Annotated in this window: 16 protein-coding genes; 10 read left to right on the forward strand and 6 right to left on the reverse strand. The window is 59.4% G+C overall.

The window, feature by feature from the left end:
• Window positions 1–80 precede the first annotated feature (80 nt).
• Genes AB4N85_RS15540 through AB4N85_RS15550 form a run of 3 tightly spaced genes read left to right on the forward strand, consistent with a single transcriptional unit; the run spans window position 81 to window position 2,930 of the window.
• Entirely contained in the window at window positions 81–1,172 is a 1,092-nt protein-coding gene (locus tag AB4N85_RS15540; RefSeq protein WP_252869567.1) for a glycosyltransferase family 4 protein, read from the forward strand.
• Entirely contained in the window at window positions 1,165–1,935 is a 771-nt protein-coding gene (locus tag AB4N85_RS15545) for a DUF2334 domain-containing protein (RefSeq protein WP_252868166.1), read from the forward strand. The genes AB4N85_RS15540 and AB4N85_RS15545 overlap by 8 nt, the downstream gene beginning before the upstream one ends.
• Window positions 1,932–2,930: a lysylphosphatidylglycerol synthase transmembrane domain-containing protein gene (locus tag AB4N85_RS15550; protein ID WP_252878782.1), complete on the forward strand. Its 999-nt coding sequence runs from the start codon at window positions 1,932–1,934 to the stop codon at window positions 2,928–2,930. Before AB4N85_RS15545 ends, AB4N85_RS15550 begins: the two co-directional genes overlap by 4 nt.
• Here the strand turns inward: AB4N85_RS15550 and AB4N85_RS15555 are convergent.
• Entirely contained in the window at window positions 2,914–3,090 is a 177-nt protein-coding gene (locus tag AB4N85_RS15555) for a hypothetical protein (RefSeq protein ID WP_016773478.1), read from the reverse strand. The two genes, AB4N85_RS15550 and AB4N85_RS15555, sit on opposite strands and share 17 nt — an antisense overlap.
• Window positions 3,091–3,171: 81 nt before the next feature.
• The gene (purU, locus tag AB4N85_RS15560; protein ID WP_041479808.1) at window positions 3,172–4,020 is read right to left on the reverse strand and encodes a formyltetrahydrofolate deformylase; all 849 of its coding nucleotides are present in this window, start codon (window positions 4,018–4,020) and stop codon (window positions 3,172–3,174) included.
• A 337-nt stretch (window positions 4,021–4,357) separates the two neighbouring features.
• Here purU and mvaT point away from each other — a divergent pair, with 337 nt between their 5' ends.
• Window positions 4,358–4,735 (forward strand): histone-like nucleoid-structuring protein MvaT, encoded by a 378-nt coding sequence (gene mvaT, locus AB4N85_RS15565; protein ID WP_016773476.1) that lies wholly within the window; start codon window positions 4,358–4,360, stop codon window positions 4,733–4,735.
• A 98-nt stretch (window positions 4,736–4,833) separates the two neighbouring features.
• On the opposite strand, the gene sbcB is transcribed toward mvaT, so the two are convergent.
• Entirely contained in the window at window positions 4,834–6,264 is a 1,431-nt protein-coding gene (sbcB, locus tag AB4N85_RS15570; RefSeq protein ID WP_095181461.1) for an exodeoxyribonuclease I, read from the reverse strand.
• Window positions 6,265–6,531: 267 nt separating this feature from the next.
• Between sbcB and AB4N85_RS15575 the strand changes: the two genes are divergently transcribed.
• From AB4N85_RS15575 to AB4N85_RS15600, 6 genes are read left to right on the forward strand one after another with little or no spacing between them, the layout of a single operon-like run.
• Window positions 6,532–7,248, forward strand: coding sequence for an RDD family protein (locus tag AB4N85_RS15575; protein WP_076563960.1), 717 nt, complete (start codon window positions 6,532–6,534; stop codon window positions 7,246–7,248).
• Window positions 7,245–8,222 (forward strand): stage II sporulation protein M, encoded by a 978-nt coding sequence (locus AB4N85_RS15580; protein ID WP_423663369.1) that lies wholly within the window; start codon window positions 7,245–7,247, stop codon window positions 8,220–8,222. The genes AB4N85_RS15575 and AB4N85_RS15580 overlap by 4 nt, the downstream gene beginning before the upstream one ends.
• Window positions 8,209–9,747 (forward strand): DUF4129 domain-containing protein, encoded by a 1,539-nt coding sequence (locus AB4N85_RS15585; RefSeq protein WP_460064937.1) that lies wholly within the window; start codon window positions 8,209–8,211, stop codon window positions 9,745–9,747. Before AB4N85_RS15580 ends, AB4N85_RS15585 begins: the two co-directional genes overlap by 14 nt.
• Before the next feature lie 53 nt (window positions 9,748–9,800).
• Window positions 9,801–10,907: a DUF4350 domain-containing protein gene (locus AB4N85_RS15590; protein ID WP_460068360.1), complete on the forward strand. Its 1,107-nt coding sequence runs from the start codon at window positions 9,801–9,803 to the stop codon at window positions 10,905–10,907.
• On the forward strand, window positions 10,904–11,905 hold the full coding sequence (locus tag AB4N85_RS15595; protein WP_041479813.1) for an AAA family ATPase: 1,002 nt from the start codon (window positions 10,904–10,906) through the stop codon (window positions 11,903–11,905). Before AB4N85_RS15590 ends, AB4N85_RS15595 begins: the two co-directional genes overlap by 4 nt.
• On the forward strand, window positions 11,902–13,230 hold the full coding sequence (locus tag AB4N85_RS15600; RefSeq protein ID WP_252868170.1) for a DUF58 domain-containing protein: 1,329 nt from the start codon (window positions 11,902–11,904) through the stop codon (window positions 13,228–13,230). Before AB4N85_RS15595 ends, AB4N85_RS15600 begins: the two co-directional genes overlap by 4 nt.
• A 9-nt stretch (window positions 13,231–13,239) precedes the next feature.
• On the opposite strand, the gene AB4N85_RS15605 is transcribed toward AB4N85_RS15600, so the two are convergent.
• From AB4N85_RS15605 to AB4N85_RS15615, 3 genes are all read right to left on the reverse strand, one after another.
• Window positions 13,240–17,301 (reverse strand): Ig-like domain-containing protein, encoded by a 4,062-nt coding sequence (locus AB4N85_RS15605; protein WP_460064940.1) that lies wholly within the window; start codon window positions 17,299–17,301, stop codon window positions 13,240–13,242.
• Complete coding sequence (locus tag AB4N85_RS15610; protein WP_252868172.1) at window positions 17,294–21,391, reverse strand: Tc toxin subunit A-related protein; 4,098 nt, start codon at window positions 21,389–21,391, stop codon at window positions 17,294–17,296. The genes AB4N85_RS15605 and AB4N85_RS15610 overlap by 8 nt, the downstream gene beginning before the upstream one ends.
• Before the next feature lie 65 nt (window positions 21,392–21,456).
• A complete protein-coding gene (locus AB4N85_RS15615; protein ID WP_252868173.1) occupies window positions 21,457–25,101 on the reverse strand; it encodes a Tc toxin subunit A in 3,645 nt (1,214 codons plus the stop codon).
• Window positions 25,102–25,106: the final 5 nt, after the last annotated feature.

Below are 25,106 nucleotides of genomic sequence, written 5' to 3' on the forward strand. Positions count from 1 at the left end.
ACATCTATTCTGGATAAAGGTCAATCAAGGGAGAACAACACAGCGGAGGGTTGCTCACCGTGCATATCGCCGACATCACCATGTTCTACGCCCCGGCCAGCGGTGGCGTGCGGACTTATCTGGATGCCAAACACCGTCGCCTTGGCGAGCGCAACGCCATTCGCCACAGCCTGCTGATCCCCGGCGCGAGACTGGGTGAACATGACGGCATTTATACGGTTCCAGCGCCCGCCCTGCCCTTTGGCAAAGGCTATCGCTTCCCGCTGCGGCTGGCGCCATGGCGAAACGTCCTGCAGGATCTGCAGCCGGATCTGATCGAAGTCGGCGATCCCTACCTCACCGCATGGGCAGCGCTGGATGCGCGGCGGCAGCTGGACGTTCCGGTGATCGGCTTTTATCACTCGGATCTGCCGCTGCTGGCGGGCAATCGCATGGGCCATTGGGTCACACCGAATGTCGAGGCTTACGTGACTCGTCTGTACGGCAATTTCGACCGCGTTCTCGCGCCGAGCCAGGTCATGGCCGACAAGCTCATCGGGCTTGGTGTACGCAATGTCCATGTGCAACCGCTGGGCGTGGATCTGCACACCTTCCATCCCGACGCCCGCGACCCCGGGCTGCGGGCCGAGCTGGGCATTGCCGAAGACACGCGCCTGCTGATCTTTGCCGGGCGCGGTTCCAAGGAGAAAAACCTGCCGGTGCTGCTCAAGTGCATGCAGCGCCTTGGTCCGCGTTATCACTTGTTGTTGGTCGGCTCGTCGATGCCTGCGGCGGTGCCGGACAACGTCAGCGTCATCGACGAATTCTGCCCGGCGCCGAAAGTCGCGCGGCTGATGGCCAGCGCCGATGCGCTGCTGCATGCCGGCGACCAGGAAACCTTCGGCCTGGTCATCCTTGAGGCCATGGCCTGCGGCATTCCCGTGGTGGCGGTGGCGGCCGGGGCGTTTGAAGAGATCGTCAACGAGTCCTGCGGCCTGCTCTGTGCACCGAACAATCCGCAGGCCATGGCCAATGCCGTGCGCGAGCTGTTCAGTCGCGGCTGCGCCCGCCTCGGTCAACAGGCGCGCCAGCACGTCGAACGGCATTATGCCTGGGACACCGTGGTCGACAGCCTGCTCAGCCACTATCACGCCGTGCTCGGCCATACGCTGCCACGGGTGGCCAATGGTTGAAGAAATGAAAGCTGTTTGCCTGGTGTTGCATGATGTGGCGCCCTCGACGTGGGCGGATTACCAGCCCTTCGTCGAGGCTGTCGATGCCTTGGGTGATGTGCCGATGACGTGGCTGGTGGTGCCGGATTTCCATCGCCACGATGCCCTTGACGCCAACCCGGCGTTTCGCCGAGTGCTCGATGCCAGGGTCACCCGAGGCGATGAACTGGCGCTGCACGGCTACTACCACGACGATCAGGAACCCATGCCAAACACCCCGCGCGACTGGTTCATGCGCCGGGTCTACACCCACGAAGGCGAGTTTTACCGCCTGTCCCGCGAAGCTGCCCTTGCCCGCCTGCACGCAGGTCTGGACATGTTTCAGCGCTACGACTGGCCGGTGCAGGGTTTCGTCGCCCCGGCCTGGCTGATGAGCGACGGCGCCCGTCAGGCCTTGCGCGAATTGCCGCTCAGCTACACCAGCGATCCGCAGCACCTTTATCGCTTGCCCGACTTCAGCGCCATCGATGCACCGGGGCTGGTGTGGAGTGCGCGCAGTGCCTGGCGTCGTGGCTTGTCGAAAATCGTCAGCGACCAGCGTGAACAGCGCTGGCGCGAGGCATCGGTGATTCGTCTGGGCCTGCATCCGGTGGACATGCGTCACCGCTTTTCTCGCGATTACTGGTTGCACACGCTGCAACGCCTGCTGGCGGAGGGACGCGTGCCGCTGACCAAGATCGACTGGCTGGCCCGACAGCGCGGTCAGCTGGAACGCGCAGCATGAAGCGCAGCCTGTTGTTGCTGATCGGCCTGCTGGCGGCGGTGCTGATTCCGGTACTGCTCGGCGGCGGCGAGACCTGGTCGCGCCTGCGCAGTTTTCCGCTGCACTGGCTGTTGATCATGTTCGGCATGATTCTGCTCTGCTGGGGCATCAATACGCTGCGCTTGCGTTTGTTGCTCGGCGACCAGCGAGAAAAAGTCGCGCCCTTGAAAAGCCTCGGCGTGGTGATGGCGGCCGAGTTCGCGTACTGCGCCACGCCCGGCGGTAGTGGCGGACCGCTGACGATCATGGCATTGCTCGCCCGGTGCGGCGTGCGTCCGGCGCGGGGCAGCGCGGTGTTTGCCATGGATCAGCTCAGCGATCTGCTGTTCTTTCTCTGCGCACTCAGCGGGATTCTGATCTATGCGCTGTTCCAGCACCTGAGCGATCGCCTCGAGTGGCTGCTGACCGTCAGCGCCGTTTCGTTGTTTGGGGGGTTGTTCAGTTGCGTGTTGATCGCGCGTTATCACCGAGCGTTGATTCGCCTGAGCGGGCGGCTGTTGGCAGGAATGAACGTGACGGCACGCACTCGTCGACGCTGGGCGCGCAAGTTGCTGCACTTTCTCGCAGCGTTTACCGATACCTTGAAGTTGCCCTGGCAGACGCTGGTTCAGGTGTTCGCCCTGACCTGCGTGCACTGGCTGCTGCGCTACAGCGTGCTGTATCTGGCCCTGCGCGGGCTCGGCGCGGATTTGCAGTGGGCGTGGAGCTTTCTGGTGCAGATGCTCTCGCTGGGCGCCGGCCAGTTCAGTCTGTTACCCGGCGGTGCCGGTGCGGCAGAGCTGACCTCGGCTGCGCTGCTCGCGCCGATGGTGGGCAAATCCACCGCAGCGGCGGCGATCCTGATCTGGCGCGTGGTGACGTATTACTTCTATCTGCTGGTTGGCGGCCCGGTGTTCGTGTTGATGCTGGGCAAGCCGTTGCTGAAGAAGTTGATGAACGTCAGGCAGGCTTCTTAGGTTCGTCCTGCTCTTGCTGGAGCTGCTCCCAAAGCTCGGCGGCACCGGGGAATTCGGTGCCGTCGTCCGGGCTCATGTCATCCGGGTCGTAACGACTCAGGCAACCCTCGCCGAGAGTGGCGGGCGCTTTGGAAGTGGCTTTGTCCAGCGGATCGCTCATGACTTTTCCTCGGGCTCAAATGACAAGGGCCTGAGCGATTCAACGCCCAGGCCCCTGGTTTTTCAAGCGTGTCGTGCTCGATCAGAACACAACCGTCTTGTTGCCGTGCACCAGCACGCGGTCTTCCAGGTGATAACGCAGACCACGGGCCAGCACCATCTTCTCGACGTCACGGCCGAAACGCACCATGTCTTCGATGCTGTCGCTGTGGCTGACACGCACCACGTCCTGCTCGATGATCGGGCCGGCGTCCAGCTCTTCAGTGACATAGTGGCAGGTCGCGCCGATCAGCTTCACACCACGCAGCGACGCCTGATGATACGGCTTGGCGCCGACGAACGATGGCAGGAAGCTGTGGTGAATATTGATGACTTTGTGCGCGTATTCGCGGCACATGTCCGGCGGCAGGATCTGCATGTAGCGCGCCAGCACCACCACTTCGGCGTCGTGCTGTTTGACCAGCCTCGATACTTCGTCGAATGCTGGCTGCTTGTCCTGCGGATTGACCGGCACGTGGTAGTAAGGGATGCCGTGCCACTCGACCATGCTGCGCAGGTCGTCATGGTTGGAGATCACGCAGGCGATTTCGCAATCCAGTTCATCGCTGTGCCAGCGGTGCAGCAGGTCGGCCAGACAGTGGGATTCGCGGCTGGCCATCAGCACCACGCGTTTTTTCTGCTCGGTGTCGGTGATGCGCCAGTCCATCGAGAACTCTTCGGCGATCGGCGCGAACTTCTCGCGCAACTCTTCAATACCGAACGGCAGCGAATCGGCACGGATTTCGTGACGCATGAAGAACCAGCCCACTTGATTGTCAGAGTGGTGGCTCGCTTCGGTGATCCAGCCATTATGAGAGGCCAGAAAATTACTGACTTTGGCAACGATGCCAACGCGGTCCGGGCAAGAGATCACCAGCCGAAAAGTGCGCATGAGGGGGAAACTCCAGAACTTCACAAAGGCCGCCATTCTAGCGACTGCGCAGGAAAACTGCAGTACGCATACGCGCCGGGTGGGACAAAGCATGGTCAAACGGCTTTCTGGCGCAGGTCTTCCGTCAAGACAGTGACGCTTTAGCGGGGCTTTTGTCAGACAACTGTAAATATCTGTGCTGACTGCATCACATTATTTAACGGAACATTCAAAGCGCGGCTAATTCCTGTAACTCATTTAAATAAAAAGCCGATCTAAATGTTTACTTGATGAAACAGCCTGACTATTATTGCGGCACTGTCCCCTGTCATTCAGCATTCTACAAAAGGTAGTACTCATGTCCTTGATCAACGAATATCGCGCCACCGAAGAAGCCATCAAAGAGCTGCAAGCCCGTCTGAAGAACCTGTCCGAAGACGACAAACTGCAAGCCGAACTGGAATTCGAAGGCAAACTGCGCACGCTGATGGGTGAATACTCCAAGTCCCTGCGTGACATCATCGCGCTGCTGGATCCAGAAGCCAAATCCAAGGCTCCACGCGGCGGCGCAGTGAAAACTACCGGCACCAAGCGTGCACGCAAAGTTAAGCAATACAAAAACCCGCACAACGGTGAAGTCATCGAAACCAAAGGTGGCAACCACAAGACTCTGAAAGAGTGGAAAGCCAAGTGGGGCGGCGACGTGGTTGAAGGCTGGGCGACCCTGCTGGGCTAAGCCGCAACGCCTTCGCAGAGCGATCCGCGAACAAAAGAACGCCAGCTAGCGCTGGCGTTTTTTTATGCCCGTAATTTATTGTCCGGGCATGTTCGATTTCACAGATTCAAACGTTTGCGTAATGCCTGGACATAATTCTGCCAGTCATTGAGCACCTCTCGCTGCATCGGTGACGCACTAAGCGACCATTGCTCTGCCGCCTCGATAAATGACTGCACGGTATTCGGCGCACCGGCCTCAGGTTGCGTCAGGCGTTGCTGACAAAATAATTTCCAGCGCTCTTGCTCGGCCACATCCAGGGTGTCCGGAAAGTTGCGTGCTCGATATCGAAAAAGTAATTCAGGCAAACGTTCATCATCGAAAGGCCACTGCTCTTGCGCCAACTGCGCAGGATCCGCCGTTCGAACTTGTTCGCATAAACGACGATCACGATCACCGATAAATCCATCGTACAACTGCTGCTCGGGATCTTCGCTGGGAACGAAGTCTTCGCTGGCATAAATCGCCGCGACTTTATCTTTCCAGACTTGTTGTGCGTCAGTTAGTCGCACTGCCCGCTCATGATAAAGCGCCATGTCCAGCCCAAGGCGCTGCTGGTCTTGCTCGCGCAATACCGCCAACGGCGCCACTACCGGGCAACGATTGATATGAATCAGCTTGAGCGGTACCGGTAACTCACCTTCGGCCAACTCATCGCGACGGGTATAAAGACGCTGACGCAAGGCTTGCGCATCGAGGTCCAGCAACCCCTGCGGATCAAGATGCAGATCACAGACGATCAAGGCGTTTCGATTCTTCGGGTGCCAGGCCAGCGGCAACACCACGCCGACATAACTGCGCGCCGCCGAGAATCGCCCGGACACATGCACCAGTGGCTGCAACAGGCGGATCTGATCCATCACCTTCTGTTTGCTGCGCAACTGGAACAGCCACTCGTAGAGCTTGGGTTGTTTCTCGCGAATCAGCCGCGCCAACGCGATGGTGGCGCGCACATCCGACAGCGCCTCGTGGGCATGGCCGTGATCGATATTGTTAGCCGCTGTGAGGCGTTCGAGCTTGAGGGTCACGCGGCCTTCATCATCGGTCGGCCAGACCAGACCATCGGGGCGCAATGCGTAAGCGGCGCGCACCACATCAATCAGATCCCAGCGACTGTTGCCACCCTGCCATTCACGGGCATAGGGGTCGAAGAAATTGCGATACAGGCTGTAGCGGGTCATTTCGTCGTCGAAACGCAAGGTGTTGTAACCGGCGCCACAGGTCCCCGGTGCGGCCAGTTGCGCATGTACGCGAGTCATGAAGTCGGCTTCGCTCAGGCCTTTTTCAGCGAGCTGGCCCGGGGTGATGCCGGTGATCGCGCACGCCGCCGGGTGCGGCAGGATGTCCTCGCTGGGCTGGCAATAGAGATTGACCGGCTCGTCGATTTCGTTGAGCGCATGGTCGGTGCGAATCCCGGCCACCTGCAGCGGTCGGTCGTTGCGCGGATTGATGCCAGTGGTTTCGTAGTCGTACCAGAAGATTGAAGTCACGGGCGAATCCTGAACAGAAGATCGGCGAAGTCTAGGCGTTTCAGGGTTGCCACGGCCAGCCTGGTCGCCCTCGAACAGCAATTTCTCCAGATTCCTACAACTGGAATGCATTGCCCTTGTGGGAGCGAGCCTGCTCGCGAAGGCTTTCCGTCAGTTGCACATAGGCTGACTGATCCACCACATTCGCGAGCAGGCTCGCTCCCACACCCGAGAGGCTGCTAGCATCAGGCGCACTTGCCCCCCGAACAGGCGAACATCAGGTAGCCCATGCTCGAGCCCACAGCACCGCGAAGGAAAGCACCGCTGGATACGCGCCATCAGGTCGAAACGCCGGAAGGCATCGACCTGCCGTTGCGCCCCGCTGGGCTGATGGTGCGCGCCGTGGCGTTTGCCATCGATCTGGGCATTCGCGGCTTGATCCTCGGCGTGCTGTTTATCGCGCTGGCATTTCTCGGCAAGCTCGGTATGGGCCTCGGTTCCTTGCTGCTGTTTGCCATCAGTTGGTGGTACATGGTGCTGTTCGAGGTGCTGCGTCAGGGCCGTTCGCCGGGTAAGCAATGGCTGGGTTTGCGCGTGGTGCACGATGACGGCACGCCGATCGGCTGGTCGGCCTCGCTATTGCGCAACCTGCTGCGCTTTGTCGATCTACTGCCCTTCGGCTATTTCCTCGGTGCGCTCAGTTGCCTGCAACACCCGACCTTCAAACGCCTCGGCGACATTGCCGCCGGCACCTTGGTGGTTTACAGCGAACGCCCGCTGAGCCGCCCGCAACTGCCTGACGCTGAACCTCGCCGCAGCCCCGTTCCGCTGACCTTGAGCGAACAACGCGCGGTACTCGGTTTCGCCGAGCGTCAGGCCGAGCTCTCTCCCGCACGGGTCAACGAGCTGGCGGCATTGCTGGCGCAGCCGCTGCACATCTCTGCGCCCAAAGCCGTGTCTGAACTCAACGGCATCGCGCGCGGCCTGTTGGGGCCGACCCCATGAAGCAGAGCCTGTTCGAAAGTCGCCACAAGGCCGAATGGGAGCGCTTCGCCGTGGCGCTCGAACGCCTCGAACAAGGCAAGGAGACGCCGCAAGTCAGCGATTTCCCCAAGGCCTATCGGCGTCTCTGCCAACATCTGGCTCTGGCCCAGGCGCGCGGCTACAGCAGTTTTCTGATCGATTCATTGCAACAACAAGTGCTGCGCGGCCATCAACAGCTCTATCGGCATCGCAGTCGGCTCGGGGCGCAAATCATCAGCTTTATCCTCGCCGACTTCCCGCGACTGGTGCGCGAACAATGGCGCTTCGTTGCGGCCGCCAGCCTGTTGTTTTTCGGCAGCCTGATCGGTTTTGGCGTGCTGGTTTATCTGTTCCCGGAACTGATCTACAACCTGATCCCGGCCGAACAGGTGCGCGAGATGCAAGGCATGTACGACCCCGTTGCCGGCCACCTCGGCCGCTCGGCGGAACGGGCGGCCAGCGAAGACTGGGTAATGTTCGGCTATTACGTGATGCACAACACGGGCATCGCCTTTCAGACATTCGCCAGCGGTTTGCTGATGGGTGTGGGCAGCGGTTTTTTCCTGCTTTACAACGGCATGATCATCGGCGCGGTGGCCGGGCATCTCAGCGAGATCGGTTTCGGCCAGACCTTCTGGTCGTTCGTGATCGGTCACGGTGCGTTCGAACTGACCGCCATAGCCCTCGCCGGCGCGGCGGGCCTGAAGCTGGGCTGGGCACTGATCGCCCCCGGACGTCTGACATGGGGCGAGGCGCTGCGTCTGGCCGCGCGCAAAAGCGTGTTGCTGGTATGTGGGGCCATGCTGTTTCTGTTGATCGCAGCCTTTATCGAGGCTTATTGGTCGTCGAAAACCAGTGTCACGCCGCTGACCAAATACGCCGTCGGCGCCGCGCTGTGGCTGACCGTCGCGGTGTATCTGCTATTTGCCGGAAGGATTCGTCATGCGCCTGAGTGACGCCAGCGTAGTGATCCGCCCGCGCACGACCTGGGAAGCCATGGACCTGGGCGTGTTGATGAGCCAGCAGCATCGGCGGTTGTTGATGACCAGTTGGGCGATCGTCACCCTGCCGCTGTTCGCCCTGCTCAGCCTGTTGCTGTGGGATTCGCCATCGCTGGCGGTGTTCATTTTCTGGTGGCTGAAACCGGCCTACGAACGCCTGCCGCTGTACATCCTCTCCAAAGCGCTCTTCGGTGAAACGCCAACCCTCAGACAAGCCTTGCGCGAGTGGCCGCGCCTGCTCAAGCCGCAACTGCTGGCCAGTCTGACCTGGCGACGGCTGAGTCTGAGTCGCAGCTTTGTGCTGCCGGTGACGCAACTCGAAGGGCTCGACGGCGAGGCCAGACAACAACGTCTGCTGGTGCTGCTGCAACGCAACGGTGGCGCCGCGCAATGGCTGACGATTATCGGCGTGCATCTGGAAACCGCACTGTGGATCGGCTTGATGCTGCTGTTCTACATGCTCTTGCCGCAGCAGATCGAAACCGACTGGGACTGGCAATCGCTGCTGCTTGCCGCCGATCAGGACTGGCGCTGGCTGGAGCACCTGACCAACGTTTTTTATGCGCTGATCCTGGTGGCCTGGGGACCGGTGTATGTCGCCTGCGGCTTCAGCCTGTACCTGAACCGTCGCACGCAACTGGAAGCCTGGGACATCGAGCTGGTTTTCCGCCGTTTGCGCCAGCGTTTGAACAACAGCGTGCTCGGTGTGTTGCTGGCGGCGTGTCTGCTGCTGCCGAACCTGCAACCGGTATGGGCCAGCGATACGCCGGATGCTCCACGGTTGCTCAATCAGCCGCTGACCAGTCAGGCATCGCGCGACAGCATCCAGTCGCTGCTCGAACAACCGCCGTTCAAGAACAAGGAAAGCGTCACCCGCTATCGCTTCGGAGACGACCCGGCAAGCCCGGCCAAGGACGCGCAACCGGGTGAGGCTCCGCAGTGGCTGAAAACCCTTCTCGGTTGGCTCGACGGTCGACACCTTGATGCCTTGGCGAACGTGATTGAAGTGCTGTTGTGGGGCGCGCTGATTGCCGCGCTGGGCTGGCTGGTCTGGCGTTATCGCGAATTTCTCCGGGCCTTCGTCAGTCGTCGCCCGAACCTGCCCTCGCGCAGCAAACAACCGGCGCCGCCACACGTCTTCGGGCTGGATCTGAACCGTGAAACCCTTCCCGATGACATCGCCGCCAGTGCCGAACAATTGTGGCTGAGCGAACCTCGCGCCGCGCTGGGCCTGCTCTATCGCGGCCTGCTCAGTCATCTGTTGCATGATTTCGACCTGACGCTGAAAGCCGCCGACACCGAGAGCCAGATCCTCAACCGCATCGAGCAATTGCAACGCCCGGACCTGCTCGCCTACAGCCGCAACCTCACTGTTCACTGGCAGAACATGGCCTACGGGCACCGACTTCCAGCCGCGCACCTGCAAGCAGAGCTGTGTAACGGCTGGCGTGAATTGTTCAGCAAAGGGTCCGGGCATTGAACCGGCGCATAGGTTGGACTTTGGCTGCGCTGGCGCTTTTGCTGCTTGGCGGCATGAGTCTGTTCCTCTACCTCAAAGCCCGTCCTTATCAGGAAGTCATCGATCACGGCCCCTCGCCTGCCGCGCAAGCCAATCCTTATCTGGCGGCGGAAATGTTCCTGCGCGAGCGCGGCCTCGCGGTCAGTCACGCCGAGACCCTGGCGGTACTGCCGCAGATCGATCCGCACAGCCACACCTTGTTGCTGTTCGGCGAGCGCGCACGGATGACGCCGCGTGAAGTCGATCAGGTGCTGAACTGGACTCGCGCCGGAGGACGTCTGGTGTTCGTCGCCGAATCGTTGTGGGATGCGCAAACCGGGCAAAGTAATGATCTGCTGCTCGACAAGGTGCAACTGCACCAATCGCTGAGCAAGGACTTGAAAGATCCTCCCGAGGACGGGGAAAAGGACCGCTTCCCGAAACTGACCAAACTGTATCTGGAAGATGAAGACGCGCCGGCCTACGCCGGTTTCGACACCGACTTCCACCTCGACGACCCGAACAATGTCGCGCAAGCCTGGGCCAACAGCGCCAAAGCCACGCACATGATGCAACGGGTGTACGGCCTCGGCACGATCACCGTGGTCACCGATGCCGAGCTGTGGAAAACCCCGGCTATCGGCAAATACGACAACGCCTGGCTGCTCTGGTATCTAAGCGCCGACACCGACGTCACGCTGGTTTACAACACTGCACACGATGGTCTGTGGACGTTGCTCTGGCGCTACTTCCCGCAGGCCATCGTCGCCCTGCTCGCCTTGATCGGCCTGTGGTTGTGGCAGGCCGGCGTGCGTCACGGCCCGGTGCAAATGCCGGCGCCAGCGGGTCGCCGCCAACTGCTGGAGCATCTGCGCGCCAGCGCCGATTTCCTCCTGCGCCACAACGGCCAGCAGGCGCTGCTCCAAGCCTTGCAACAAGACATCCTGCGCCGCGCGCGCCGCCGCCATCCCGGTTTCGATCAATTGAATGTGGCCGAGCAATGGCTGGCGTTATCGCGCCTGACCCGGCAACCCACCCGCGCCATCAGCCAGGCCCTGAGCCCACGACCGAAGCAGCGTTTGTCCAGCGCCGAATTCAGCCGTCAGGTCGCTCATCTGCAAACTTTGAGGAACGCGTTATGACTGAACAGATCGAGCCCGGCAGCGCGACGCACGCCGCCCAGCAGCGCCAGCGTGCCAGCCAGTTGGCGCAAGCGGTGCGCAACGAATTGAACAAGGCGCTGATTGGCCAGGATGCGGTGGTCGACGCTGTCCTGACCGCGCTGATTGCCGGCGGCCACGTGCTGCTTGAAGGCGTGCCCGGCCTGGGCAAAACCTTGCTGGTGCGGGCACTGGCGCGATGCTTCGGCGGCGAGTTCGCGCGCATCCAGTTCACCCCTGATCTGATGCCCAGCGACGTCACCGGTCACGCCGTGTATGACTTGCAGACCGAGCAGTTCAAGCTGCGCAAAGGCCCGCTGTTCACCAACCTGCTGCTGGCCGACGAGATCAACCGCGCGCCGGCGAAAACCCAGGCAGCGCTGCTCGAAGCCATGCAGGAGCGCCAGGTGACGCTCGAAGGACGCGCCCTGCCCATCGCGCAACCGTTCATGGTGCTGGCGACGCAGAATCCGATCGAACAGGAAGGCACCTATCCACTGCCGGAAGCCGAGCTTGACCGCTTCATGCTCAAGGTGCGTATGGATTACCCCGACGCCGATCAGGAGCTGAACATGGTCCGTCAGGTCTGTCGTTCGACCCGCGCCGACATGCTCGATGTGCAACCGCTGCGCACGGTGTTGCAAGCCAAGGATGTTCAAGCCTTGCAGCGCATCGCCAGTGATTTGCCGCTGGACGATCAGGTCCTCGATTACGCCGTGCGCCTGGCGCGCAGCACGCGCACCTGGCCGGGGCTGACCCTCGGCGCCGGGCCACGCGCCTCGATTGCATTGGTTCGCTGTGCCCGTGCCCGGGCGTTGTTGCGCGGCGGCGAGTTTGTAATCCCGGATGACATCAAAGGCTGCGCGCTGGCGGTGTTGCGTCATCGCGTGCGCATCGCGCCGGAGCTGGATATCGAAGGCCTGCAGGTCGATCAGGTGCTCACGCAATTGCTCGATCAAGTGCCGGCGCCGCGCCTGTGAAACCGTCTCGGCTGCTGCTGATCTGGCTGGCCCTGCTGGTGGTTATCAGTATCGTGCTCGGCGCGTTGCAGGCGTTGCAGATCGACCTCCCGTCCAGCCTGATTTCGATCAACTGGGGTTTGCTCCTGGCGCTGCTGGCCTTGGCGGTGATCGACGCTGTGCGCCTCAGACGCCTGCCCTCGCCGCGCATCAAGCGACAGATGCCCGGCAGCCTGGCATTGGGGCGCTGGGCGGAGGTGAAGCTGGAGGTGGCCCATGAATTTGCCGAGCCACTGGCCATTGGACTCTTCGACCACGTTCCCGACGGTCTGGCGTTTGAACATCTGCCGATGCTTGTCGAGCTTCAACCCGGCCATGTCAGCCAGATCAGCTACCGTCTGCGTCCTCTCGAACGCGGGCATTTCAGCTTCGAACAGTGCGAAGTCAACCTGCCCAGCCCTTTGGGATTATGGTCCGGCAAACGCCTGCTCAGCGTCCGCGACGAGACCCGCGTCTTCCCGGACTTCGCCCGGCTTTACGGCGGCGAGTTGCGCGCCGTCGACAACTGGCTCAGCCAGCTCGGCGTGCGCCAGCGACAACGTCGCGGTCAGGGTCAGGAATTCCATCAGTTGCGCGAATTTCGCGAGGGCGACAGCCTGCGCCAGATCGACTGGAAAGCCACCGCCCGCCAGCGCACACCGATTGCCCGCGAGTACGAAGACGAAAGAGATCAGCAGATCATTTTCATGCTCGACTGCGGCCGGCAGATGCGCAGCCAGGACGGTGAGCTGTCGCACTTCGATCACGCGCTCAATGCCTGCCTGTTACTCAGTTATGTGGCGTTGCGCCAAGGGGATGCGGTGGGCATGAGTACCTTTGCCGGTGATAAGCCGCGCCATGTCGCGCCGGTCAAAGGCAGCGGCCAACTGAATATCTTGCTCAACGCTGTTTATGACCTCGAGAGCACTCAGCGCCCCGCCGATTATCAGGCTGCCGCCAACCAGCTATTGGCCCGCCAAAAGCGTAGGGCGCTGGTAGTGCTGGTAACCAATTTGCGCGATGAAGACGAGCAACTGCTGGCCGCAGTCAAACGTCTGAGCGCGCAACATCGGGTGCTGGTGGCGAGCCTGCGTGAACAGGCGTTGGATACATTGCGCCAGACCACGGTGCAAACGTTGCCCGAGGCACTCGCCTACTGCGGCACCATCGATTTTCTCAATGCCCGCTCGCAACTCCATGAGCGGCTGACTGCTCATGGCGTTGCAGTGATGGATGTTCGGCCCGCCGAGCTGGGGGCCGGACTGGTGACAAGTTACATGAGCTGGAAAAAGACCGCTGCGATCTGACAGATTCGATCAGTTGGTGACTGCAACATACACAGCGCCGCTGTCCGAAGTGCCGTCGCTGTTTTCTACTTTGACGACCAGCGAAATCTGCTCCGTAAGGTTCATCGGCCGCCAGTGAGTCTGGTATCGCCCTCTGTGATCGGTAAACGAATCAGTGAACGGTGCTCCATTAGTGGAAACAAGGATTTTCCGTCTGGGCATGGGCTCTCGCCCCTCCTTGGCCACAATCAGCGCGGTCATGGAGACGTAGGTCTGCAAGGGAACCGGATTAGGCGACGCAACAACGGATTCCACCGCTGCTGGACACTCAGTGACGGTTAACCAGAGCGTTTTTACCACCCAGCCAGCCAAACCACCCTTTACCGACGCCCGCAATGCAGCCTCGCCTGCTCCTCCCAAGACAATGCGCGCCGTTGCCTTGCCCTCGGCATCCGTCAGGGTTGTCGGCAACGAGGTGCGGTCGTACTCCCACATCACTTCGACATTGGCCAAGGGTTGCGCGGTACTGGCTGAAACGACCAGGACTTGCGCGGTCATCACCTGCCCCGGATACCCGCTCGGATCAGCGCTGATCAGTTCCTTGATCTCCCGGGGCTCGTGCAGAACAAACGGTAAAGAAATCGATTCCGAATACAGCGCATCGCCCACCGTAGCGGTCAGTTGCGCCGCACCCGGTGTTGTCGGCACAAACCGTATCCGCGCTTCACCGTAGAAGTTGGTAGTGGTGGTCACCTCACCAAGGTCCGGACTGCACCAGACAACCTTCATCCCCACCATTGGTCTGCCACTGATGCCCGACACAATGGTGATCTGCTCAGATACAGCCTCGCCCCAAAACAGCGTCTGACTGCTGCGCGAACGATCCGCAATTTTTACCACCTGCGCGCCTTGCCCCAGCGACATTGCAATAACCGGAGAAAGCCTGGCCAACCGCGCCGAGGAAAAGCGCAGGCCGAAACGCCCGTCCTTGATGTCGCCCGCGTTGAACCGATAGGTCATTCCGGCGCTCGAGAAAAGCCTGGGGTCACCCAGACGTGGCTCCTCGAAGCGCATGCCCAATTCCGTCGGCCCGGTGCCGGTCATGCCCAGCGTCAGGTGCTGGTCAAACAACGCGCTGCCCGCCGGGGCACTCACGCGCAATTGGTGCTGCCCCTTGCGCCGAGGGAATTCAGCGCTTTGACCCAGTGGCTGAAACGGTTGGGAGTCGAAACTGTATTCAAATCCGGCCCAGGGATCCCCTTCCAGCGCTAGAACCTTCATGGTTCGGCGCTCTTCAAAACGGTCATAAGGGCTGATAACCGCCGCTGTCACCACATGCTCACCTGCGGTGGATGGCGCAAAGGGAAAACCACTCCAGCCGTCGGCAGCCGTCCTGTGCTCTTCGGTGCTGCCGTCGCCTGTCCATTGAACAGGCACTTGATCCAGAGCGAGGTCGGGACGATAAGGGGAGCGTACCTTCAGCCACATCCACGCAGGATCCTGCCCAATGACCGGATCCACCGCAGATGCACGGGCGTCTTCGATAGTGATTTTATTGTGGCCCAGGGTCATCGTATTGATGTCGCTGAAACCATGGGTATCGATAACGAACCGAAGTGCGAAGACACCGGGTTTGGTACTTTTTGAACAGTCCAGCGTCCAGATAAACCCGCTGTCATCCACAAAATTTTCGCTTCCGCGGGGTGGACTCAATTCGATTCCGAGCTCTGCCGCCGGGCTTCCACTCCATACCAGATCCATGGCAATACCCACTAAAGGGCTTAGCGCATTGGTGCGGAAGATATAGCGATGTATAGCACCGATACACGGAAAGAGTGGCTGGCCCCTGAGATCGGTCATCTGATCCAGGACCACGGTCATTTCTTCATGGAGGTCAGGTGATAACAGTCGGCAAGAAAAATCCTTGTTCGTGAGAGTGTCGGTGCGCAAACTCACCTCGAAAATACTGCTGGTACTTTCGATACGATCAGAGCTGAACAACCAACTCAGATCTTCCCCTTCGCGCAATATTCTCGGTACGTCAAGGTCGCTCACCGCCAGACCGTTCTCTGGATTTTCGTTCCGCCATCCGAGCGTAATTGCCTCGCCAATCAACGGGCTGCCCGCTAATGCCCGGACCGTCAGGATATGCCTCTGGCCGCGCTTGCATGCGATTCCGTCATGGGCAATCGGAACGGCATCAAACGTGATGCTGACCTTGTCCTTCCATTCGTCTCGTGCAAACGCCGTGACCGAAAATGAGTGTTCATCTGCCGGCCCGCCTTCGTAGGCACTCACACTGGCGGTAATCGTCTCGTTGCTCAAAGCCGTCAACGGTCGGTAATACAGGCTGGCCCAGCCCCCACTGCCGGTACGAGACTCGACAATGCCCTCGGGGGTTTGCCAGTCGACGATTGCATCAATCACTGGCTCACCGGCACCTTTGTCAGTGACATGCACCACCTGCACCCGCATCAACGTCTTTTCGGAGTCCTCGACAACCGGTGTAATATTCGGGCCGCGCGTGTCAGCGATCCTGACCTTGTTGCGCGCCAGCGACATGGGTTTACGCGGCGATGGCAGTAACAGCTTCGAGCAGACCAATGACAGTTCGAAGCGACCGTCCAGCCAGTCCTCGCAGGCCAGCGTCCAGAGACTATCGTCCCCATCGAAAGCGACCGGTTGCTGGAGTGGCGGGTTGACCGTGACCTTCAGCTCTTCATGCCCGACGCCGCTCCAGTGCAGCGATAGATCAGTCGCCAGCAAAGGGCTGTCGGCGGGCAAGCGCACAATGAAGGGGTAATCAGTGCCGCGATTGGGATAACCGGTCGCGCTCCACTGGGTTACCTGCCCTTCGACAACGCAACGCAAGTCCATCCAGGGATCGGTCGCCAGCACCGTGACCGAAAACTCGAGAGTCACCTCGCCACTTGGGTAATAAGGACTGTCGACCGAAGCTGTGAGAATGAAATCGCCTGCTTGCTCAGGAACGAAATCGAAGTAGACCAAGCCTTGTTCATCGGTAGTGCCGGTGCCCAGCACACCTTGCCCGGCAGTCGTCCACCTGACTTCCCGGCCATCAATCGCCTGGCCGGTGTAGTACGAGAGAACCTGCACACCCAAACGGACGCTTTGCGCACAATCCAGGACAGGGTAATAAGCCGCGCTCTGTACTTCGCGAAGCGCTAATCGGTGATGCCCCAACGACACGTCAATCGTGTAAGGCTCGGCGTTGTACTGGTTCACCAGACTTATCGTGAAGTCATGAGCCTTTTCCTCCCCCATATCCGGGCAATCGAGCGACCACTGCGACAATAGCGGTTGATAGGCGCCCCAGTCGGGGGTCGCCTTGACTGACTCCATCGGGTTGCCGTGAATGATCAATGCGATATTCGTATCCAGCCAGGCGCTGCCGTCTGCCGGAATAAAAGACAGGCCGTGGGGAATGAACAGAGAGTCGTCCGGGTCATCGCCAAGGGAAGCGCCCAGGCAAAGGTATAACGTCTGGCCTGGTGGCAGATCTTCGCTATCCAGTCGCACCGTCTGCAGTTGCAGCGGTTCAAGCTTCAGTTGCAGGTCGATTCGAGTGATGCAGATTGCCGAACGATTGTCGCCCGTGTTGTCAGGGACACCGCTGACCTCGAAGCTCAATGCGTCATCGCTGACGAATTCCAATTGATCCAGCGACCGTTGATACGCGCGCGGCTTGAATTCAAGCGGCTGTCCCGCCAGCCGTCGGGCGTTTTCGAGCTCCGGATTCCGACCTTCTTGCGCCGTGAGCTCGATGCTCATCAACACTTCACCGCGCTTGCGGATGTGCAACCAGCCCGATTCGCCCGACCATGAAACGCCGGGCCGCAGTTCACATAGAAACGTCAGTTCGTAACCGGCTTGTGCACCGGGGGTTTTGGGAGCTTTGACTTCCTGTGTGGCCGAAGCCCCGACACCGACCTCCATGAAATTGACTAACTCGCCATCATAGAACTCGCTCGCCAGGCCAACCCTACCGCTGGTACGCCACTCTTTGAGCCGATCATTGAAGTCACCATTGAGCAGCAGGCTTTCATTTTTTTGCACGACGGGCTCATTCATGATCGCTGGCTCCGTTGCGTTGGCGCGCCAGGTAGGTGTTTTCAGCCTCGGTCACCAGGTCTGTGACCTTTTGGACGTACGTCGGCTCGCCGGCCTTGATGGAGTACCGCACGCGAAGAATGATATTGGTCAAGGATTTGAGCATTGCAGCTTGCGGCTGATTAAGCGGGCGAGGAAAACTCAGCCGCCAATGGGAAACGGCACCCGTGTATTCAAACGGGTTGAGCAATCCTTCGTCGGGTTTCTGGTGGGTCTGGCCATTATCGCCAAGCCCGACCGACAAAACGATCTGCTGACCGCTGCGCAGGTTGAACAGCAGATCGCCAGGTGCGATTGCGGTGGGCTTATGCAAATACTGCACAGACTGTGTGGTCGGTCGGGTCGCGGTCACGCTACTGATCTGCAGCAACGTTGCCCGCACATCCTCGTAGGGACCGGCCAGCACAGGCAGATCGACTTCCACCGAACTGATCTGCCGGCAGAAATGGCCAGGATGATCACGGTCGAACAACAACTGGGTCAGTCTGAACTCCAACACACCTGTTGCCATCAATTGCGCGTGTGCATCTGCCCAGCTGGTTATGCCCTCTTGAGGCTCGATTCTGTCGTCGAACAACTGCCGCAAGGAAATGGTTTTGATCAGTTCCGGCCGCCGCTCGTAGCTTTGCAAGCGCCTGCGCTCCTGGTCCAGCAGGTACATATGCAGTTGTTCACCCGAGCCCAGACCATAACGGTGATCGAGCCAGGCCTGAGGCAAAGGGACGGGGGCATCATAATCCCCGGTTTCGGCAGCCAGTGAAGCCTGAGCACTAAGGCACAGGCTGACGACTGCGTCGTACGCCTGATAGTGCAGAGCCTTGAGCTGGCCAAGCATCCAGCCGAACAGCTCGGCATTGCTCGCGCGTTTTTTAAGGAAGTTGTACATGGTCAACGCTTGGCTGTTGGCCCTGAGCGTCTGTTCAAGGCTGGACCTCGCCGCGCTGACCGCATGGCTTTGCGCTTCGATCTGCGCATCGATTGCGCCCACCTCCGCCAGCGCCTGATCGCGTTGCAGCGCCCACTCACTGCGGCGACGGCGATAACCTTCAGTGGTGGCCTGTCGGTCGGCGTCGATTTGCAGCAATGACGAAGAAACCTCCAGGCCGAAAGCCACCGCATCGAAAGTGTGTTCGGGTTTGAAGCCACCGTTGGAAGTACCATAGATTTTTGGCAACGCCGCGATGACGCCCCCTGCCACCCTGACAACTTTGGCCTGCAGTGCTGATGTCTTCGACTGCTGCAGACTGGCCATGACCTGATACTCGATCGGCGAAACGTTTTCGCTGTAACGCATTGCATAGGCGTCGGCCCGGTCCTGCGCCATTGCCCGACTCTGCTTCAGCGCTGTGACATTCGCCTCCAATTGGGCGATGGATTGTTCCTGTACCGTTTCGGCATAGCGACCCAGCTCGAGCAAATGGTTCTGCTGCGATTCTTCCTGCTCGGCACGGTCGCGTTGCTCGAGCAGACGCAGCACCAGACTGCCGAAATCCCGCAGGCTCTGTACCCCGCGCAACGCGACTTCGAACGTGACCCGCCAGCGATACGCATTGACCACCAGGCGCCCGCCCATCGGTCTGGGCCCGGCCGCGCTACCAGCGGCCAGATCGCGGAGCAATTGCCTGGGATCGGTCATCGGGCTGAACAGCAACACGTCCAGCGGTTTGCCATCGATCGTGAGATTGTTGCGCAGGTTATCAAGGCGTTGCTGCGGCTTTGCGAACAGGTCGAGCAGCGATTGATTGATCGGAATTCTGAAAGGTTCGCAGGCCAACAAACCCAGGATCGGCGGGGTGTCGGAAGCGATCGGGTAATCTGCCAGGTTGAAATCCAGCGTTTTTTCAAGCGCTTCAAGCAGGGGTCGCGATTCGCAATTGTCCAAGAGGTTTTCCACGGTGTCGGTCTGCCAACGAGTCGCGGTGTCGGCGGTGGGCGCCTTGCCCATCAGAAACCCGGCCTGGACATAGCAAAGCTTGGCGGCCACCAGACTGTCACGGGTCAATTGTCGGTAATACCAATCGCCCCACGCCATCAGGTTTTCTACGTAGTCGGTGAACATCAGGATCTGAAAATGTGCGGGTGCGGCATAGCCAATGGCATCCGGATCGAGGGGATTCTGAATTTCCCACCCTGGATTGCCCGGCGCTGTTGCGATATCCAGAGGCCGGCAACGCCAATACGCCGGTTTCGGGTTCGCGATCGGAACCGGCGGATTGGCCGGATCTGCGGTGGCCTGTGGATCGAATACGTAATGCAGCCAGCTCTGCGCTTCCTGAAAGCGTTCTTCGTCGCGCAACCGGGTGGCGATCAAATGCGGCAGGTGAAAAAACAGCTCCCAGAAGTTCAGACCATTGGCACCGTCGAAGGCACCATTGGGTGGTTCAACGAACTCTGCGCCGATCGGCGACGGCTCGCGAATGAACTGGTTGGACCAGTCCAGCACGGCGTCCACGGAAATATTCGAGCATCTCACCAGTTCCGAGCCAAACAAGGAATTGAGCCGAATGAATTTCAACGCCAGTCCAGTTTGATTGAATGAAAGAAACTGTGCCCCGTCGGTACTGTTCTTGTGCAGAGCTGGCGGGACGAAATCCATGAGATCGACAATCGTCAGGTCGAACTCTTTCTGTCCTGTCGGGGAAGTGGGAGAGGCGAATGAAAAAATGACTGGCGTGGGCCAGGTGCCTTTCGTCCGCGAGGAAGTCCACGACTGAGTTACCCAGCCCCCGCCTGCATCCTGTTCTTCGAGGATCGGCGGCGGGTCACTATCAGAAGGCAGACCTGCAATTTGCAGCTCCATTTTCAACCGAGCGCTGTCCAGGCCCGTGGGGCTGCAAAAACCCTGCACCGTCAGCACATCTTTGTCATCCGCGCGCGTTGCCATAACGTGCAGGTCGAGATAGGGCGTCAGGGAACCATGGGTCTGTATGCGAGTGACAACAGTCACCTGACTGTTCAGTGGGTGCTGAACCGTATCGTTGCTGACAAATCGCTCCTCAAGCGCCAGATCCAGCCATGCGCCACCGTCCAGAAGGGGGCGCATCAGAACGTCGTAGACACCATGCACCCGCAGACTGCCGGATGGCGAAGATAGGTTGCCCGTCAGTAAAATCCCCAACTTGCCCTTCGGATTCAGATAATCGACCTGCACCGTCGCAATCAGTCTGGAGCTCGCCAAACCCTCGTCCTTGTGTTCTGAACTGTGCACACACAACGGCGCAGACCACTGCCCGTTCTGCTTCATGAATGCCAGATTGATCACCAGTTTGCTCGGGCTGAGCGACTCCGCTGCGCTAGCGACTACCGCGTCCCGCCATTCGGCCCAGACCACACACAACCGGCCATTCCAGAACACCGGGCGGATATCCAGCACCTGATCGGCGGTCGGGATTTCCAAGGCTTGCCATTCACTCCAGACCGCCGGATTGACTGAAACGCTGGTTGCGCCCAGTTCGATCTCGGCCTTACGCCAGAAATACTGAAACGGCTGCACCCGCTGCCGCCCCAGAAAGTAGTAATCAGCTTTGGCCGGTGTCACGCCGTCCATGAAACAGCTGATCACATCGAGATCGCAGACTTGTTCGAATGCCTGCAAATAATCCTGCAGCGCCGCCTGCACGGTATCTTTGTCCAGACGGGCCTGGTTCAGGTTGTTTTCCAGATTCTTGAACAGACTGGTTTTGCGCAATCGCACCGATGGAACGATGAAGTTTTCCGCATAGCATGAAATCTGGTGGGGCACGGTCCAGTCGGGATAATTGCTGAAAATCTCCCATTCGCGCAGATGACGCTTGTCGAACTCGTGATCCCGGAATCCTGGTTCCAGCTTTCGATACACCGCATGGATGTACTGCTGCACACAACTTATCGCTTCGGCAACTCTGGAACTCTTGACCTGATAAGTATCCAGAGGATCCATGCGCAGCAATTCAAACAAGTCTTCAGGTGTTTTCAGAAAAGGGTATTTATCATTGGCCACTTGACCGATGCAGTACTCAAGAAGTGCCGAGCGACGTTTTTCCAGCAGCCCGCCAATATTACTCAGTGCCATGATCTTGCTCCTTGGAATATGGCCCGGGGAAAAACGTTCGCCAGGCAGTACGCAACGCCCTGCCGCTACTCCCTGGCAAAGGTAATGGCATGGGGGAATATTCTTTCGTTTTCCCCAGACTGAGAGCGAACGCTGAACACGAATGTGCCGCCCGTCTTGCTTGAGACAAAAACCCGGGTAAGCCCCTGCTGATCTGTGAACCCCTGCGCCGGCCGAATGGTGACGGCATCCATCTTCGCGGGCGGAACGTTCTTGCCGAACCACTCCACGAGCGAGTTTTGTCCGCGGTTTCCGTAGTTGTCCTCCAGCACCGCATACAGTTCTACTTCATGACCGTGTTTCACTGTTTCCAAAGGCGTAGGTGAAAGTTCTGCAATAGGGAACGACAACGTACTGAAGTCGGCGGTGACTTCTATGGGAGGGGCGTATTGCGGCTCGAACAAATCCAACCAAAGCAGTGGCGTGTCGCGGCCCATGACCTTGCCGGGGATAAACTCGGCCAAAAGTGTTCCGTCCGTTCCCGTCGCCTTGTATTCAATGGTGCCCAATGTCGCGCGCCAATAAACATTGACGCCACTCAGCGACTTTCCATTGGCGTCTTTGAGGGTCACTTTATAAGTGACTTTTTCGTCTGGCTTGTTAGCCACGACGGTGCTGTCATCCACCACTTCGCACGTGATTGTGACCAGCCCTTTGACGTCGCCTGGAACATGCACGATCGGGGCACGAGTATCGGACTCGCCGAGCAGGGCATGTTCGGCGGCATCGGCATAGGATTTTTTGTCGACGGTTTCGGGCAGATTACCAATGAGAAAAATCGTTAACGCATCCATGCCGCTCTCGGTGGACAGCGCCAGCACGCGCATCAACAAATCGAGCTGGGGAAGGTTTTTCAACACCTTCAGGTCGGGATCGATGCGGCTCACACATTCGCGCACTTCCTGAACGCTCCAGCCAAAAAAATCGGCCAGTTTGATCGCCGCCGCCTGTTGTGCCAGCCATCTCGCATCTCCGGTGACATCCGGCAATGCGTTGACCTGGCGCAGGTAGTCCAACAGCTTCTGTGGCGGTTGGCCGCTCGAGGCTGAGGCGAGGGCAAAAGCGCGAGTGAGCATGGTCAGGTAATAAAGCGTGCGCACCGTCAACGCATGCTTGTCGTCCTGAACCAGCCAGTCCTTGTAGCCGCTATCCAGATAATCCTGCAACAGCGCCGCGCTTAACCCCAGGGTCGACACCACCTCACTGCGCCGGCGAACTTCAGCCAGTAGATCGAATGATGTGTCGGCAACTCGGGGGCGAGTTCGGCCGCCCCCTTCGCTCCCCGCATCCGCTTGCTCCAGCACATGCAGCAGTAACTGATGCACCGTGACGTCTGCCCAGTTCAGGACCGGCAATGCCTGATCCACGCCAACGCCGGCGTATGCCGCCAGCGTCTCCTTGACCAGCGAAGTCTGCGCATCGCGCATCTGTAAAAACGCGCTGACCATGCTGTCGATGATGCTCTGCCGCAACGCTGGCTCGATCTCACCCAAGGCGCTGTCGACCGCCCAGGCGATTTTTTTATGGACGGAGGCCAGATACATCTCAGCGCTTCCCTCCGGAGGCAGGATCAAACCATGCCCGTCGGTTATCGGCCCCAGGCTGTCGGCGGATGTCGCGAGAAATTCGATCCAGTCCGCGGCCCCGGCTGCCGGAACGCCTGCCATGAGAAACGTACTATTGGACAACTGTGCAGTCGGCAGCAAATTGCGAACCTGCTCGAAAAACTGCTCATCCTGTTCGGATGGATCCTGAGCCGCTGGCGCAGCGACCGCATGCTGCAACACCCACAACACCGGCAGATTGTTTTGCGCGCACCACTGCACGCAACTTTGCATAGCCTCGATCAGTTCCAGCGCATCCGGTGAACCGTCCGGTACATCGTGGATGACAGGAGTACCGGCCAAGCCATTGACCCAGTCATCGCCGCCCAGGATCGATAGCATCAGCACGCCTTCAACCGGAGTGATGTTCAACAGCCGGGCCAGCCTCACCAAACGGTAGAAGCTCGAGATGATCGCTGCGTTGCGCTTCAATTTGTCGGTAAAGCCATGAGCCTTGGCCACAGCGTTCGCCAGCACGTAATAAGTCTGCGGATCAATCGCCAGACCACTGCAGAGCTGGCTGATCGTCAGATCCACCACGCCCGGTATCGGCGCCACCGCAAACTCATCGTTGTCGAGCTTGAAAGGCTCGCGATAACCGGTTTGAAAATTGAACACCTGATCGAATTGCGAGAGCGCTTCACCGCGGCCATAAACCGACAGCTCACCCACAAACACAGCAAAGTCCGCGGCGGTGCATTCGTAGCGCTCGCGCAACGTCTGGAACAACCCAAGCGCATGAACCGCGCCACTGGAGATGTTCATCTCGTTGCTGTGACCTTTCGTTGAATTGCCGCGCCCTGTTGCCCGGATGACCGATGTCAACACTGCGTCCACCTGTTCGAACGGCAATCCTGTCCAGTTGGCCAGACGCACCATCTGATTCATCCGGGTATAGCGGTTGAACCCGATGAGTTCGTCGGGGTTTGCCGTCATTCGAATGCGAGGCTTGGTTGCAGGATCGAAACCCACCGCCGGCGCAGTACCGTCATTGATGTAAACCGAACCCGAGCGCTCGCTTTCAGGCTGCTTGGGCGTTTCATCCGGGTAGGTCACATTGGCCGAGCGCACGGGAGCAAAGTCGCCAATCGACAGAAGAGCCTCGATCTGTCGGCTGTCGAGCTTGGTGCGCTGACCGAAAAACTCCACCTGATTGAGATTCGAATACATCTCGGTATAGGTACCAAAGTTGTGCGCAAAAAAATCTTCGCGAAGGGCGAAATCCGCACGCGGTTCGGTCAGCAACTGGCGCTGATAAGGGCCAAGCCGCGAGGCATGGGCGAAACCCTGTGCAGTATTGGCACCTCGAGCATTGGCTTGCAGAAAATAGGGATAAGCCAGGTCGACCCGGTGCTCGAAGTCGCCCACCGACAAGTCATGAAACTGCGCGATACCATCAATTGTGACCCAATGCTGGTAATAAGGCAGACCATTGGGGTAGCGGGCTGCGATCAGCGCGTCTTCGATGGATTCGATATCCGTTTGCGCCGCGATGAATTTCTCCAGCACCTCAACGATGATGTCCACAGAAGAGATCGATTGATAAACCGCATTGAAGTCGACCTTCAGTGCCAAGAGATCTGTGCGCCGGTTATGCAGCGAGAAATCGTCTTCCTCTCTGATACCCTCCAGACGGTCACGAACCCAGCGCAACAAGTCGATCAGATACGCCACTGGCGACCAGATGGACTCCAGTGCATCTGGCGGGCACAACGCGGAAAAATCGGTACCGATCAGAGCGTGATAATTGGGACCGTCCACGATCGATAACAAACCGCTGGAGCTGCGCTTTGGCGCGGGCCTGGTGCCCCGCAGCGTCTGCTCGATAAATTGGCGCCGCTGAGACGTGGCTATGCTATTGGCGCCGCGCCAATATTGTTGCGCTTGCTCAACGCTGAGCTGATGCTCTTGGACCATGCATTGAACACCCCTTTCAACCAGTGGATAAATTGATCCACCGTTTTGCAGGTATGTCTCGAGGTTCTGCAGTCCGACGTTCTGTGCTCGTTGCTCCTCGCTGAACAACTCATCGAACAGTTGCAGGGCGGGACGGCGCGAATCAACCATGATCA

This window comes from Pseudomonas sp. H1_G08 (genome assembly GCF_054681355.1).